14 protein-coding genes are annotated in these 14,341 nt (G+C 58.8%); 6 read left to right on the top strand and 8 right to left on the bottom strand.

Annotation, left to right across the window (positions count from 1 at the left end; translation table 11 throughout):
• Nucleotides 1–121: 121 nt before the first annotated feature.
• The 3 genes from ACR0JI_RS17460 to ACR0JI_RS17450 all read right to left on the bottom strand — a co-directional run bounded on the left by ACR0JI_RS17460 (nt 122) and on the right by ACR0JI_RS17450 (nt 4,573).
• Nucleotides 122–2,410, bottom strand: coding sequence for a glycosyl hydrolase family 28-related protein (locus ACR0JI_RS17460; protein ID WP_480495507.1), 2,289 nt, complete (start codon nt 2,408–2,410; stop codon nt 122–124).
• A 138-nt stretch (nt 2,411–2,548) separates the two neighbouring features.
• Nucleotides 2,549–2,950 (bottom strand): DUF4864 domain-containing protein, encoded by a 402-nt coding sequence (locus ACR0JI_RS17455; protein ID WP_480495505.1) that lies wholly within the window; start codon nt 2,948–2,950, stop codon nt 2,549–2,551.
• 48 nt (nt 2,951–2,998) lie between these two features.
• Entirely contained in the window at nt 2,999–4,573 is a 1,575-nt protein-coding gene (locus tag ACR0JI_RS17450) for a lysine--tRNA ligase (protein WP_480475248.1), read from the bottom strand.
• Between the two features lie 389 nt (nt 4,574–4,962).
• Between ACR0JI_RS17450 and ACR0JI_RS17445 the strand changes: the two genes are divergently transcribed.
• The 3 genes from ACR0JI_RS17445 to ACR0JI_RS17435 all read left to right on the top strand — a co-directional run bounded on the left by ACR0JI_RS17445 (nt 4,963) and on the right by ACR0JI_RS17435 (nt 6,596).
• Entirely contained in the window at nt 4,963–5,700 is a 738-nt protein-coding gene (locus ACR0JI_RS17445; protein WP_480495502.1) for a class I SAM-dependent methyltransferase, read from the top strand.
• Nucleotides 5,697–6,071: an EamA family transporter gene (locus ACR0JI_RS17440; RefSeq protein ID WP_480475244.1), complete on the top strand. Its 375-nt coding sequence runs from the start codon at nt 5,697–5,699 to the stop codon at nt 6,069–6,071. The genes ACR0JI_RS17445 and ACR0JI_RS17440 overlap by 4 nt, the downstream gene beginning before the upstream one ends.
• Before the next feature lie 102 nt (nt 6,072–6,173).
• A complete protein-coding gene (locus tag ACR0JI_RS17435) occupies nt 6,174–6,596 on the top strand; it encodes a tellurite resistance TerB family protein (RefSeq protein ID WP_480475242.1) in 423 nt (140 codons plus the stop codon).
• A 26-nt stretch (nt 6,597–6,622) separates the two neighbouring features.
• Here the strand turns inward: ACR0JI_RS17435 and dacB are convergent, their stop codons facing one another.
• The 3 genes from dacB to ACR0JI_RS17420 all read right to left on the bottom strand — a co-directional run bounded on the left by dacB (nt 6,623) and on the right by ACR0JI_RS17420 (nt 9,291).
• Complete coding sequence (gene dacB / locus ACR0JI_RS17430; protein ID WP_480495500.1) at nt 6,623–8,101, bottom strand: D-alanyl-D-alanine carboxypeptidase/D-alanyl-D-alanine endopeptidase; 1,479 nt, start codon at nt 8,099–8,101, stop codon at nt 6,623–6,625.
• Nucleotides 8,102–8,167: 66 nt separating this feature from the next.
• Nucleotides 8,168–8,788, bottom strand: a complete 621-nt coding sequence (locus tag ACR0JI_RS17425; RefSeq protein ID WP_480495498.1) for a nicotinate-nucleotide adenylyltransferase — start codon at nt 8,786–8,788, stop codon at nt 8,168–8,170.
• Nucleotides 8,789–8,820: 32 nt separating this feature from the next.
• Entirely contained in the window at nt 8,821–9,291 is a 471-nt protein-coding gene (locus tag ACR0JI_RS17420; RefSeq protein ID WP_480495496.1) for an MOSC domain-containing protein, read from the bottom strand.
• Between the two features lie 137 nt (nt 9,292–9,428).
• Here ACR0JI_RS17420 and ettA point away from each other — a divergent pair, with 137 nt between their 5' ends.
• On the top strand, nt 9,429–11,096 hold the full coding sequence (gene ettA, locus ACR0JI_RS17415) for an energy-dependent translational throttle protein EttA (protein ID WP_209507912.1): 1,668 nt from the start codon (nt 9,429–9,431) through the stop codon (nt 11,094–11,096).
• A 131-nt stretch (nt 11,097–11,227) separates the two neighbouring features.
• On the opposite strand, the gene ACR0JI_RS17410 is transcribed toward ettA, so the two are convergent.
• Together ACR0JI_RS17410 and ACR0JI_RS17405 are read right to left on the bottom strand one after the other, a co-directional pair.
• On the bottom strand, nt 11,228–12,010 hold the full coding sequence (locus tag ACR0JI_RS17410) for a hypothetical protein (protein WP_480495494.1): 783 nt from the start codon (nt 12,008–12,010) through the stop codon (nt 11,228–11,230).
• Between the two features lie 425 nt (nt 12,011–12,435).
• Nucleotides 12,436–12,873 carry a hypothetical protein gene (locus tag ACR0JI_RS17405; RefSeq protein WP_480495492.1) on the bottom strand — a complete coding sequence of 146 codons (438 nt, stop codon included), beginning with the start codon at nt 12,871–12,873 and terminating at the stop codon, nt 12,436–12,438.
• 532 nt (nt 12,874–13,405) lie between these two features.
• Between ACR0JI_RS17405 and ACR0JI_RS17400 the strand changes: the two genes are divergently transcribed.
• Nucleotides 13,406–13,612, top strand: coding sequence for a cold-shock protein (locus ACR0JI_RS17400; protein WP_209506380.1), 207 nt, complete (start codon nt 13,406–13,408; stop codon nt 13,610–13,612).
• A 169-nt stretch (nt 13,613–13,781) separates the two neighbouring features.
• Nucleotides 13,782–14,336 carry a L,D-transpeptidase gene (locus ACR0JI_RS17395; protein ID WP_209506382.1) on the top strand — a complete coding sequence of 185 codons (555 nt, stop codon included), beginning with the start codon at nt 13,782–13,784 and terminating at the stop codon, nt 14,334–14,336.
• Nucleotides 14,337–14,341: the final 5 nt, after the last annotated feature.

Genomic DNA, 14,341 nt, shown 5'->3' with positions numbered 1-14,341 from the left:
CCCCAAGCCTAGCACATCAGATTGAAACGTCGCCTATTTCCTTGCCGCTGCGCCAATCCGCGCTTTTCTGCGCCCGTTTGTCAGGCGGCTGGCCACCCGGTATGGGCGACCAGCCGCTGTTTCAACGCTCCATGCGCATCGTGACCGAGACTTCGCCTTTCAGGTGATCCGGCCAGCGCAGAATAAGACTGTCGCCACTGACCCCTTGTTCGGTCAGAACATGAGGGGCCGAATAGACAAGGTTGTTGAACACCCCGGTCAGCGACCCGATGGCAGTGACCCCGTCGCAGCCACGCGCCCGGCCGCCAAATGGCAATTCTCCGTTTGCCGAAACCGCCCAGATATTCGCAACCGAGTTCTGCTGGCTGCGGACGCGCAGCGGGTTCGAGGATCTCTTGCCAATCCCGTGATAGGTATTGTTGTGGTAGGTCACGTTCGAATGCCTGTTATTGTCCAGATCGGCAAAAGACGTATCGACCCGTTCCGCCCGCTCAATCGAACCGCTGGTGGCGCGGAACTTGTTGCCAGTTACCGTCACGCCATTCAGGTAATGGCCAGCGCCATAGGGGCGGATGATGATATAACTGAACCAGGCCGGTGCATCGCTTGAGAAAAAGATATTGTCCGTGATGCTCATCGAACTGAACGAGAATCCACTGGTATAGGTGGGTGCCGCATCGCGTTCATTGGTCCATTCGATAAAGCAGTTGTCGACATAGTTCTCGGCAATGGTCGAGGTGTTGTAGGTGCCGATCATGATCAGCCCTGCGGTGCGAACCCCTTGCGGGATGCCATCGCCCTGGAAGAAATGGTTGCCCAGAACCAAGTTGGTACCGCCGCCCAGAACGGCAAAATGCTTGAACCGCACCGCCCGATTGTGACGCAGCTTCACGTCGTTCGAGTTGGTGTTCAGCCCGATGGAATTCCGGTCCGTCACGTCAAGCGCTTCTTCTGAGGACAAGAACTGGCAATTGTCGATCAGCAGCCCCTTGCACCCCGTCGCGGTCGAGGTCAGTCCCCGATCCTTGGGGCGACTGATAAAACAGTCCTTCAACGAAAATGTGCTGCCCGAGGCCGCCAGACGAATGCCGCTGCACCGGCTGTTGCACTGAAACTCGATCTGTTCCATGCCGAATTTCCGCAACGTATCGAAACCGCTGAAATCCAGCAGGTATTTGAACGACTGAAAGGTAAAGGTCTGGGTACCGGCGGCGTCATAGATGGGTGCACTCAGGGTTATCTCACCGGCACCTATGTTTTTCGAGCGCACATAAACCTCGCGCCCGACACCACTGCCCTCAACCAGCGATCCTACCGGAATATTGGCCACATTGGCGACATTGGTCAGACGTGTCTTGTCCAGGGGGTCATAGGTGGCGACAGAGGTGAAGGTTTCTGTGTCCCAGGCGGTACCGCTTTTGACATCGAACTGCCCGTTACGGATCACGCGCCGCGTGGAAAAGCCGCTTTGCTTGTTGGGAACCGCAGCGGCCATGTCGATCGGCGCGGAAACGGAAATCTTGCGCCCGCCCAGATCCAGCGAGTCATGATCCGAATTGTTCAGCAGAGCCTGAAACGCCTTCTTGAAGGCCAGCTCCTCATCTCCGAACGCCTCGATATATGCGGGCAGATGGAAATCCTTGGTCAGCAACAGCATCTTGTCATCCGGCATGGTGACGGTGCCTTCGAATTCAATTTCCGCATCGATGCTGGTGTTCTCCGCAAGGTGATAGCTGCCTTGCGGAACAAAGACCCGGCGGCCACCGGCGGCCTGATCCGCCGCCTCAAACGCAACCGAGTCATCCGTCACACCGTCACCAACGGCACCAAAGTCGCGCACATCGACCAGGCTGATCATCTCGCGCAGAAAGAACCCGGTGACATCGGTGATCTCAAGATCATCGACGCGCACCAGCGCGCCGTTGGCCCCTTCGATATCCAGGCCGAAATGCCCGTAAAGGGCGGCCAGCCCCCAGGGCATGTCCACGCCCGGGCGTTGGCCGGTGCCGACAATCGCGGTGATCTCGTGAACCGTGCCATAGCCCGACAGCTGGGTGGCCGGCCCCTGCTCCACAACACCGGCCACATGCGCATCGCCCGCGCCACCGGCCCAGGCTGCGATGCGCACCGACGGCAACGGTCCACTGATCGCCTTGACCCGGGCTTTGATCTGCAAATAGCAACCGGGCAGGATCGGCGTCTGCCCCATGTAACGCAATTGCTGCGTTGTGTTGACCTTCAGGATCTCAAGACAACCGGCAAAATCCGCATCCGCCGGAACAAACGCGCCCGTGCCGGACCCGCCATATGTGGGCGATCCGGGCGTTCCGTCCCCCGCAGACCAGACGGTCAGACCATTCGCGAATTGAGGCGGCATGAACACGATGCCGTCGGTGATTGCCTTGTTCATTGAAAACCCTTTCCCAATCGCGCCGCGCAAATCCGGCGACGCGTTCAAACCCCGTGTTCAGGTCCGCCCCGAACGCGACAGTCTGGATATCGAAAAGGAATTAACCACGGCTCATCTCACCGTGACGGTGGTGTTGCCTCAGGCCGCAGGGTCGGCGGCACCCAACAGTTGCACCCCGTTGATCTTCCAGCCTTCCGTCAGCGGGATCATCTGATAGTCCAGAAGATGCACCCGCCCGTTACCGTCCGTAATCATCACCTTCTGCCACAGCGCGCCATCAACCTCGCGCAGTTCCAGAAAACGCACATCGGCAGGACGCCAGACCATGGGATAGCCATTGCGCACCATCGCGCCGAAATTGTCGGGGTTTCGAAACAGACGCTGGATGCTGGGGCTGGCAAAGGTGAAGGCGGTCGCAAAGTCATCCGCCCGGAAGGCCTGTATCTGCGCCGCGATATTGGCCTCGATCTCGGCACTCTGCGCAAACGCGCCCGACGCCAGCCCGGCGCTCAGGGATAATGCAAGCAATAATTGACGCATGGGGCCACCTCCTGTGCCAAGGATAGCCCCATGCCGGTTCAGGTCAAATCAGACCAGCTCTCCGGCCAGTGCCTTGTCGATCAGCGCGATGGTCTCGGGCACGCCGTAAAGCGCGATAAAACCCCCGAAGCGCGGCCCTTGCGAGGCCCCCAGCAGCACCTCATAAAGCGCCGAGAACCATCCTTTCATTGGATCAAACCGCTCGCGGCCGATGGCATAGACCACCGATTGCAACGCTTCATCCTCGGTCGGGCCATCATACGCCTCAAGCGCCGCTTTCAGAGCTTCCAGCGCCTCGCGCTCCTGATCCGTCGGCGCGCGATGCTTGCGCGTCGGCTTGACGAAATCGTTGAAGTACCGCACGGCGAAACCAGCAGCCTTGTCCAGATCGGGATGGCTCTCTGCCGTTGCCTCGGGCGCATAGCGGCGAATAAAGCCCCACAGCGCCTCCTTGTCTTCGGCACCGGAAACCGATGCCAGATTCAGCAGCATCGCAAAGGGAACGATCAGGGTCGATTCAGGGACGTCGCCGCCGTGAATATGCCAGACCGGGTTGTTCAACTGTGCCTTCAGGTCCTGCCCCGGATAGGCGCGCAGCTGCTGATGATACTCATCATAGGCTTTCGGGATCACGTCGAAATGCATCCGCTTGGCCGTCTTGGGCTTTTGGTACATGAAATAAGCCAGCGACTCGGTCGGCGCATAGGTCAGCCATTCGTCAATCGACACACCATTGCCCGACGATTTCGAAATCTTCTGTCCGTTCTCGTCCAGAAACAGCTCATAGCTGAAATGCTCGGGCGCGCGGCCACCCAAGGCCCGGCAGATCCCGTCATAGATCTTTTCGTTGGTCGCGTGTTCCTTGCCGTACATCTCGAAATCAACGCCCAGTGCCGCCCAGCGCGCCCCGAAATCCGGCTTCCATTGCAGCTTCACGTTGCCACCGGTCACGGGAACGGTCCATTCCTTGCCGTCTTCATCATCGAAGGTAACGGTATAGGTTTCGGCGCAGACCTTTTTCATCGGCACATACAGAACCCGCCCGGTTTCCGGGTGGATCGGCAGGAAGATCGAATAGGTCTGCTGGCGTTCTTCCCGCAGGCTTTTCAACATGATGGCCATCACGTCGTCGTAGCGTTCAACCGCACGCTTCAGAATCTCGTCGAACTGGCCCGAGCGATAAAAGTCGCGTGCCGAGTAGAACTCGTATTCGAACCCGAAGGTATCAAGGAACCGGCGCAACATCGCGTTGTTGTGTTCGCCAAAGCTGTCAAATTCGCCAAACGGATCAGGAACCGAGGTCAGCGGGCGCTGCAAATGCTCTTCCAGCGCCTCGGGGTTCGGCACGTTGCTGGGAACCTTGCGCATCCCGTCCAGATCGTCCGAAAAACAGATCAGCTTGGTCGGGATATCCGACAGCGCTTCAAAGGCGCGCTTGACCATTGTGGTCCGCGCCACCTCGCCGAACGTGCCGATATGCGGCAGGCCCGACGGGCCGTATCCGGTTTCAAACAGCACATACCCCTTTTCCGGAGCACCTTTCTGATAGCGTTTAAGCAACCGGCGCGCCTCTTCAAAGGGCCAGGCCTTGGACGACATCGCGGTTTCGCGCAGTTCAGACATTTCAATGTGCTCCATTGGGGAAACGGTCGCGGCTGCACCACGCAACCCGACCGGCTCCTCCTATTGTGCCAGTGCAGCATGAGTCAATAAAGCACCCGTGTTTTAACTGCCCGGAACCCGTGGAAAACCGCCTTGTCACGGGGTTTTGCCGCTAAATGACTGTACTGCCCGCCCTCAGCCTCTGATCCACGCCCGGAGCGTCCGCAATCCCGTACCGGTTTTTCCATCCGCAAGCCTTACTCCAGCCACACTCATAAGATGGGTTTGGCGCGCGAAACATAAAAGACACGGGCGACAGGCTTTGACCTGACCCGGATATTTCACGTGTTTGCATTGCGGTGCTACGATGGAAAGACGCCGGGAAACCTCCCCGGACCAAAGGAAACGAGATGCGACGCGAAACCACCAACCTGATCCGCTTTGTGCTCGAGGATATCGTCCCGCCGATCCTTCGCGACAGCGCCGCTTTTCACTGGCTTGCGCGCCGTGTCTGGGGGGAACACATTACCCGGCTGGCAGCGTTCCGCGAACGCGCGCCTTTTCTGACGGACGAAGAATACGAAACGCTCTACCGGGAACACCCGCGCGTGCATGATGGTACTGACAATTCCGACGCCTGCATTGACCGGATCGCCAGCGACATTGTTGGCAACAGCATCTGCGACGTCGGCTGCGGCACCGGGGCTCTGCTGCAACGCATCCGCGCCCTGCGCCTGGACATCACGGCCATGACCGGTGTCGATTTCGTTATCGATGACGCTGAAGCCATCGAAAACATCAGATATGTTGCCGCCCGGATCGAAGACCTGCCTTTTGAGGATAACAGTTTCGACACGGTCATCTGCACCCATGTGATCGAACATCTGCTGGATTACCGCCGTGCCATCGCTGAATTGCGCCGGGTCGCGCGCAAGCGGGTTATCATCGTGGTCCCGCGCGAACGGGAATATCGCTACAGCTTCAACCCGCATTTCAATTTCTTTCCCTACACCCACAGCTTTCTGCGCGCCGTGCATCCCAGCCCCAGCCTTCACACCTGCGAGGATATCGGGCGTGACATCTATTACTGCGAGGATCGACCGACCGAGGAATCCACCGGAAAGCCCCTCAAGGATCAGGCTGCATGAGCGCAACCGCACCCACAGCACTGGTCTGGACCGGGCTGCTTCTGACACCTGTCATGATTTCGGTCGGACAGGTATTGTTCAAACTCGCTGGCGGGCGGATCGAGGGTCGCACCGCGACCGGTGCGATGGGGCTGTTGCATACCCTGCTCGACCCTTTCTTGCTCGTCGCGCTGGCGATTTACGGCACTGCAACGATACTCTGGATTTACGTCCTCAGGCATGTGCCGCTGTCGCAGGCCTATCCGTTCATGGCCCTCAGCTTTGTCTTGGTCCCCCTCGCCTCGTGGCTGTTCTTCGGGGAAACGCTGGGGCTGCGCTATTGGATCGGGGCGGGCCTTTTGCTCAGCGGTATGGCGATTATGAACACCTGACCGGTTCAACCTGCCGCACAGTTGGGGCAAAACAAGATGTTGAACCTGCCCTGCCCCCCTTCTATCCTGCGCCATTGACGAACCCCAAGCAGGATGCACCGAATGACCGAGCAAGTTCCCCACCCGATGTCCCCACAGGATTGCCTTGTGGCGATCATGGTTGCGATCTCGGCCTCCGACGAAAACATCCGAACTGCCGAGCTGGTCAAGATCGAGGTCGCCGTGAACATGTTGCCGGTCTTCGCCGGGTACGACATCGACCGGATGCGCCACGTGTCGCAGGTCGTGTTTGACCTGTTCGAACAGGAAGACGGGCTGGATGCGCTGTTTGGCCTGATCCGGGACAACCTGCCCGAACGCCTGAACGAAACGGCCTATGCTCTGGCCTGTGACGTCGCTGCCGCTGACGGAACGCTGGCCGAAACCGAACTGCGCCTGCTGGAAGAAATCCGGTACGAGCTGAACATCGACCGCCTGCACGCGGCCGCGATCGAGCGCGGGGCCAGGGCGCGCCATACCGTCTGACGCCCGCTTCAGGCGGGTTTCAGGTTTCAGCTTCCATAAAGTGACCCCCAGCGCTCCAGCAAAGCGCGCTGCAATTTTCGCGATCTGCTGTTCCAGCTGCGTGCACCGTCCGGGCGCTCACGCTGCGCGCGTGGGATCGTTGCGCGATGGTCCACGTCGGCGGTGAATATCGCAAAGGCCAGATCGACCCCGTCCGCAGTCGTCAGGAAACCGCCCAACCCGGATACAAAGTTCAATGTCCCTGTCTTGGCATCAACCTTGATCGGGTGGTTCTTGACGGGCCGCCCGTTCCGGTCGGTCAGTGCAAAAGGTTTCATCAAGGGCCGCAACATCCCCGACTTCTGTGTTGCGACAAGGGCCGCAACCAAATCCTCCGGTACCATGCGCGAGGCATCGCTCAGACCCGAATGATCGACCATGGCGATTCCTGTCACGCCGAAACGACTGGCGGCCCACCGGTTCATCTCGGCTGCCGAATCCGCCAGGGTGTGCGGGTTAACACCGCGCGCCCTGGTCGCGGCCAGCCCGACCATCTCGGCCGTCAGGTTGGTCGAGTATTTCAGCATCCCGCGCAGGACACGATCCAAACTGTCGCTGCGATGCACCACAAGATCGACACCCTGCACGCTCTGGCGTGTCACCTGAACGCGCTTCAAAACGATCCCGTTCGACCGCGCCAAGGTGCGAAATACATCGCCCGCGTACAAAGCGGGCTTGCGCACCGGCAACCAGCGGGCCCCGCCATTGCCCAGCGCGCCCTTGGCCACGGTCCAGCGATCCTGCCGCGCGCTTGCCTGATAGGTATAGATCGGCAGGCTACGATCCTCGACCCGCATGGCCGAGACATCCACCGCAGGCACATAACGCTCGCTGCGGGCATCCATGGTTATGTCATAGCCACTCCCTGCGCGTTTCCATTCGAAATGGACGCGATTGAAGTTCAGGGAAATGCCGCTGACGGCCGGGCTATAGCCCACATGATCCGGCTGCTCGGGATCGATGCTGAACACATAAGGCAACGCCCCGTCGTAAACCCTTAACGCGCCGCGCACTTCGATAATCCCGGCCTCGCGCAAATTGGCCGCCATCGTAGCCAGCGCATCCGTATCCAGCAGCGGGTCGCCGCCCCCAACCAGAATCAAATCGCCGTGCAAAACGCCCTTCTCGATCCGGCCATCCGCCACCAGACGGGTCTCGAACCGGTGTTCCGGCCCCAGAACGTCCAGCGCATAAAGCGCGGTCATTGCCTTTCCGACGCTGGCCGGGGGCAGACTTGCGCCCTCGCCAAACACTTCCAGCTGCGCCCCGGTCGCCACATCCGCAACCGCAAACACAACCTCGCCCTTCAGGCCTGCTGCGGCCACCAATCGCTCGGCACCGCTTAATATGACCCCGCGCGCCTGCGGCCTAAGCGATACAAGCGGCGCCTGCGCAAGGCCCGCTGCCGGGATCAGGGACGCCCCTAATCCCCCCAGAAATAAACGACGTGAAAAACGACCAGCCATAGCCGAATTAAAATCCCACAGATCAAAAGCACACAACCACCGTGTTAGATTATGCGCCCGTTGGGGCTATTCCGGCAACACTTCTGCGCCCCATTCGCCGCGTGTCCGGAGTTCGGTCGAACTGACATCGATCATCGGCACGTTCACGAAACACCAGGCCGGAGCCTGCGCCTGCCCCAAAAGGTGCCGCGCCTGCCCGTCAATCCGGTACTTCGCATAAACCCGCGCCGCAGGTGACATCCGGGCCGAGATCCGCTCACCCGGCCGCGCCACCACGCCCACCGGCACAGTGTCCATGATCAGCCGCCAGTCTTTCCAGCGATGAAACTGCGCCAGATTGTCCGCGCCCATCAGCCAGACAAACCGCACCTGCGGGTAAAGCCGCCTGAGCGCTGTCAGAGTGTCCGCCGTTGCCCGCGTGCCGACCAGCGCCTCGATATCCGTCACGTCGACCTTCGGATGCTGCATCACCCGCCGCGCTACCGTCATCCGCCGCGCGATCGGCGCAGGCCCCCGATCTTTCAACGGATTGCCGGGTGACACCAGCCACCACACCCGATCCAGCCCAAAGGCCTTCATCGCCTCACGCGTCACATGCACATGGCCCTGATGCGGCGGATCGAATGACCCGCCGAACAACCCAACGACCTGCCCGGGCCGCGCGTAAGGGATGTCGTACCGCTCCATAACCTGCTGATGTTCAGAACCGGGCCGCGTTGTCAATCAATCGGTTGCACGGCGTCGCCCAGCGCAACCCGCCCCGGCCTGACAACTTCGGCGCACCATCCCCCATGCCCCCGCACGGCAGAATAGCCGCCCTTGCCCAGCGCCTCTTCCATCCGGCTGCATGGCGCACAGATCACGGTAAAGCGCAAAACCGCCTCACCCACCTGCACCTCACGCCCCTTGAGCGCGGCCAGATTGATCCCCGAAACCACCAGATTGCGCCGCAGGGTTTCGGGGGCAACCGGTCCTTGCCCCAGATAAGAGCCAATGGCCGCCAGATGCTCCCGCTGGATCAAAGAAACCGCCCGCTTACCCGCACGGCCCCGGTCACCGTCGAGCCCATCGGCCGAGACCACCGCCTCCCTCACCACCTCCACCCCAACCCGCCGCTCGGGCCGGACGCCAATCCACTCCACCCGCCCCGGTTGCGCCCAGCCTGATATCAGTTCCGCCAGTTCCACCACTTCATGCCCCTCATACAGCCCGGCAAACCTAGCCCATGCAGATACGGGACGAAATTCACAAAACCACCAGCTTGCCCCGCCCGCCCCGCTCGGATATCCAGCGTTTCAACCCAATTTCCCGACCCAGAGGACGCGACATGGCCGCCTATCAATATGTCTACCACATGCAGGGTGTCTCCAAGACCTATCCCGGTGGCAAGAAGTGCTTTGAAAACATCCACCTCAGCTTTCTGCCCGGCGTGAAAATCGGTGTTGTCGGCGTCAACGGCGCGGGTAAATCGACGCTGATGAAGATCATGGCCGGGCTCGACACCGACTTCACCGGTGAGGCCTGGGCCGCCCAAGGTGCCAAGGTCGGTTACCTGCCGCAGGAACCGCAGCTGGATGAATCGCTCACCGTCCGTGAAAACGTGATGCTGGGCGTCGCGGCGAAAAAGGCCAAAGTTGACCGCTTCAACGAGATCGCCATGGAGATCGCCGAGAATTACTCGGACGAGCTGATGGAGGAAATGACCACCCTGCAGGACGCGATCGACGCGGAAAACCTCTGGGACCTCGACAGCCAGATCGACGTCAGCATGGAAGCGCTGCGCTGCCCGCCGGACGATGCCAACATCGCCAACCTCTCGGGCGGTGAGAAACGCCGCGTGGCGCTCTGCAAGCTGCTGCTGGAAGCGCCCGACATGCTGCTCCTGGACGAACCGACCAACCACCTGGACGCCGAAACCATCGCATGGCTGCAACAGCACCTGATCGACTACAAGGGTACCATCCTGATCGTCACCCACGACCGTTACTTCCTGGATGATATCACCGGCTGGATCCTCGAACTCGACCGCGGCCGCGGCATTCCGTACGAAGGCAACTATTCCGCATGGCTGGAACAAAAGGCCAAACGGCTGGAGCAGGAAGCCCGCGAGGACAAATCCAAGCAGAAAACCCTGCAGCGCGAATTGGAATGGATGCGTCAGGGCCAGAAGGCCCGTCAGGCCAAATCCAAGGCCCGGATCAACGCCTATAACGAGCTGGCCGAACAGTCCGAACGCGAAAAGCTGACCCGCGCCCAGATCGTCATCCCCAACGGCCAGCGCCTCGGCGGCAAGGTGATCGAGGTCGAGGGCCTGTCGAAGCACATGGGCGACAAGCAACTGATCGAAGGGCTGGATTTCGCCCTGCCCCCCGGCGGCATCGTCGGCGTCATCGGCCCCAACGGCGCGGGTAAATCGACGCTCTTCAAGATGCTCACCGGTCAGGAACAGCCCGACAGCGGCACCATCACGCTGGGCGACACGGTCGAGCTGTCTTATGTCGACCAGTCCCGCGACGACCTGAAAGACAACGACACCGTGTGGGAGGCGATCACCGGCGGCGCCGAGATCATTCAGCTGGGCGACGCGCAGGTCAATTCCCGCGCCTATTGCTCGTCCTTCAACTTTAAGGGCGGCGACCAGCAGAAAAAGGTCTCCTTGCTGTCAGGGGGTGAGCGCAACCGCGTCCACATGGCCCGCCTGCTGAAAGAGGGCGGCAACGTCCTGCTGCTGGACGAACCCACCAACGACCTCGACGTCGAAACCCTGCGCGCACTGGAAGACGCGCTGGTCGATTTCGCTGGCTGCGCGGTCGTCATCTCACACGACCGCTTCTTCCTCGACCGGATTTGTACGCATATTCTGGCGTTCGAGGGCGACGCCCATGTGGAATGGTTCGAGGGCAACTTCGAGGATTACGAAGAGGACAAAAAGCGCCGCCTGGGACCGGACGCGCTGGAGCCCAAGCGGTTGAAGCATAAGAAGTTTGCGAGGTGAGGGTTTGAACCACATCTCTAAGGACAGGAGTGAGTAGGCTTCGACCACACCGATTAAACCCACCTACACGAACTATGATGTTAAATCTGGGCCTTCCGTTGCCGCTTTTTGAGTACTGATGGTTCGACTATTTAGCTTCTGCCTAGCTCAGCATGTAGCATGAGCCCTTCCTCATACACTATCCTGTCGAGTTCCTTGATCATGTCCCCAAGGAACCCGACAGTACTAAGCTGAAGGGCCCGCGCGATTTCTGATGGCCTCTTGCCCTCGACGCTTCGAGAAAAAAGATCCGGCGAAATCGAATTGAAATCTTCATCTCCATGTATATCCTCCCAAATTTTCAATGTTCTTCCATACAATTTTTCTCTTGAGATATATGTTACTAGTATACTTTGCTTTCCCCCAAATCTTACAAAGAATAGACCATCCAATGTTGGTATTGGCACCGTCGACTGATGACCTAGAAGGTTTATAGTTGAAACCCATCCAGAAATTTTTCTGATAAATCCACTAACCTCCCTAAGTGATTTTGCGCCACCCCTTAGATACAATCGCTGCAACGCGTGATTTGAAATGACAGAATGCGGGCTTTCGCAATGCGTCCAACGGCCCAAAGTTTCTTGGTCAAAAAAGTGATTTCGCAAAACTAAACGTGGAAAATCCCCCTGTTCTTGGTGCGCAACCATAAATCTAAGTTTGCGATAGTTTTTTTGGCATTGAAATCCAAATATTTCGTCTTGAAAAGGTCTCCTTAAAGACAAAACCAATCTCTTTCGGTCTCGTTGGCTGTTGTCCTTCCAATTCAATTTTCTCATTTCTTTTTCTGAAAACCTAAGGAAATCGCCTTCAAACAACTGGCACTCCTCAACGATTTGACGGGCATGACCTTTCGCCAAATAATCTTTCTCTTTCAATAGATAACTCCATGATTCTGCTGATCTCACCAGTCAGATGGCTAACAGCTCATTGCAATTCAAGACGTGATAGCAAACGTAAGTTGAGCACTCGCACCCCTCACACCAACCCGTAGGCCGGGCTTCAGCCCGGCACCCCTCGAAACACCCGCACCTTTACCAACATCCGCCGATGAATGGCCTCAAAACCCTTCAATCGTTCTGAGGGGAATGGTGGATGCCGGGCTGAAGCCCGGCCTACGGGGGGTGTTCGTTGTATCACGGCTCTCCGAACGCGCCGTCCGTCACACCGCCGCTCCATTCCGGATCAACCCGACCTGCGCGGATATCACGATGGATCGACGAATACGGCCAATCGGTTGCATGCTCCACCAACCCCCGGTGTCCCATATCACAGCATTCAAGGATGGTTGCAGACGCGGCGCTTACCCGAACCGGTTGCCACGCAGCCGTCCGACGCCGAGCAACCCCGTCAGCGCCCCAAGCAGCAGCAGCCAACTGGCCGGAAGCGGCACGGCCGAGACGTTCACGTCCACCGGCGTTTCTTCGGACCCGGGCTCATTGCACCACAGCTCGCAAAACTCGGGTCCGGATTCCGCCACGACCTCCGTCCGTTCAGTCAGTATCTCGGGCAAATGCTTGGGTCCTCCAAGCTCGACAAGACGAGGGCGTCTTTCCTTACGGCGCGGGTTCTCCTTCGCGAAGACCGGAGCCTTCAGCTCGTGTTCAAATTCGAACATGTTGTAGAGTTTGAGCCCGCCTTCACGCGCGCCCGGCATCGAACCCTCTGTCCCAAATGGAACAGTCAGGGCTTGCGAGGCACCGGCCCAGCACATCAGCGTTATCGTGAATACAACTTTCATATACGCCCCCACGCCTGCTTGATAGTATAGCACCGGATCGCAGATTTTCCAAACATAGTGATTGGCAAATTAAAACCGTCAGTTGTGAGCGCACCCCCCGCTCAACCGATCAGAATGGCGCTGGTCCTGAACACGTGCCTGCAACCAAAAAGTGTCCCCCTCCCGCGCAGGCGTGGCATGTGGTGACCGCTCCGCATGGCCGACCGGGAAGGTGTGGGTCCGGGTTCTCATTGCCGTCGCGCGCGTCAACAGACAGGGTGACCAGAGCACCCGGAATGCTGTCAAACACCGCCAAAATCAGCCTGAAACCCATCGGCGGATTCTTGTACAAATTGGGCTTTCTGCCCTCTGGCCCTAGTACAATCCGTACAAACCACTCTTGCCACAGGCTTACCTCAATGCCATATGCAGGGTGCTAACGTTTTTCTATTTCGACCTACTGTCTCCTTCTACGGCGCTCAGTCTATCGATACAGACATACGACGCCAGGCTGCCGCAACTCCGTGGGCAGCACCAAACAGGAGACACGGATATGCCAGCAGGCACCGTAAAATGGTTCAACACCACTAAAGGCTACGGCTTTATCGCGCCCGAAGATGGCGGCAAGGACATCTTCGTCCACATCTCGTCCGTCGAACGCTCGGGCCTGACCGGTTTGGCCGACAACCAGAAAGTCACGTACGAACTGCGTTCGGGTCGTGACGGCCGCGAGAGCGCCGACAACATCCAGCTTGCATAAGCTCTTGAAAGGGTGAGAGAAATTCCTCACCCTTTTGTTCAACCGCTGCCGTTTCAGGTGGCCGATTGATCACATCACGGATGCGTGATGCTTGCCCCAGAATTGACCAAATAACATATCATGATGAAACTGGTTCTTGGGTTTCATTGGTCAATTGATGAGGGTTTCGATGTTTACACGCCGAGTTTTTCTGGCCGGAACAGCAGCCACGCTGCTGCCGGGCATCGCCAGCGCCAAGAAAGCGGTCGAGTATGATCCGACACCGCAATTCGTGCGCATCAAAAAGCAGTTCCTGCCCGGGCAGCTGCTGGTCGCCCCCCGTTCATTCTATCTTTACTATGTCACCGAACCACGCAAAGCGATCCGCTATGGCTGCGGTGTCGGCAAGGCAGGTCTGGAATTCACCGGCACCGCTACTATCGATGTAAAAAAGGAATGGCCGACCTGGCGCCCGACCCAAGAGATGATCCAACGCGATCCGGTGGCCTATGCAAAATTCAAGGACAATGACTATGTCCAGCCGGGAGGTGGGGATAACCCCCTCGGCGCGCGTGCGATGTATTTGTTCCAGAACGGTGTCGATACCTATTTCCGAATCCATGGCACGACCCAGCCACAAACCATAGGCAGGGCGGTGTCAAACGGGTGTATTCGGATGCTGAATGAACATGTCATCGATCTGTATAACCGGGTCCCTATCGGAACGGTGGTCACGGTCGTCTGATCGCC

It is taken from the genome of Ruegeria sp. N10, from assembly GCF_056531545.1.
The sequence above is the reverse complement of the archived record's forward strand: the minus strand, read 5'-3'. Positions and strand labels throughout refer to the sequence as shown.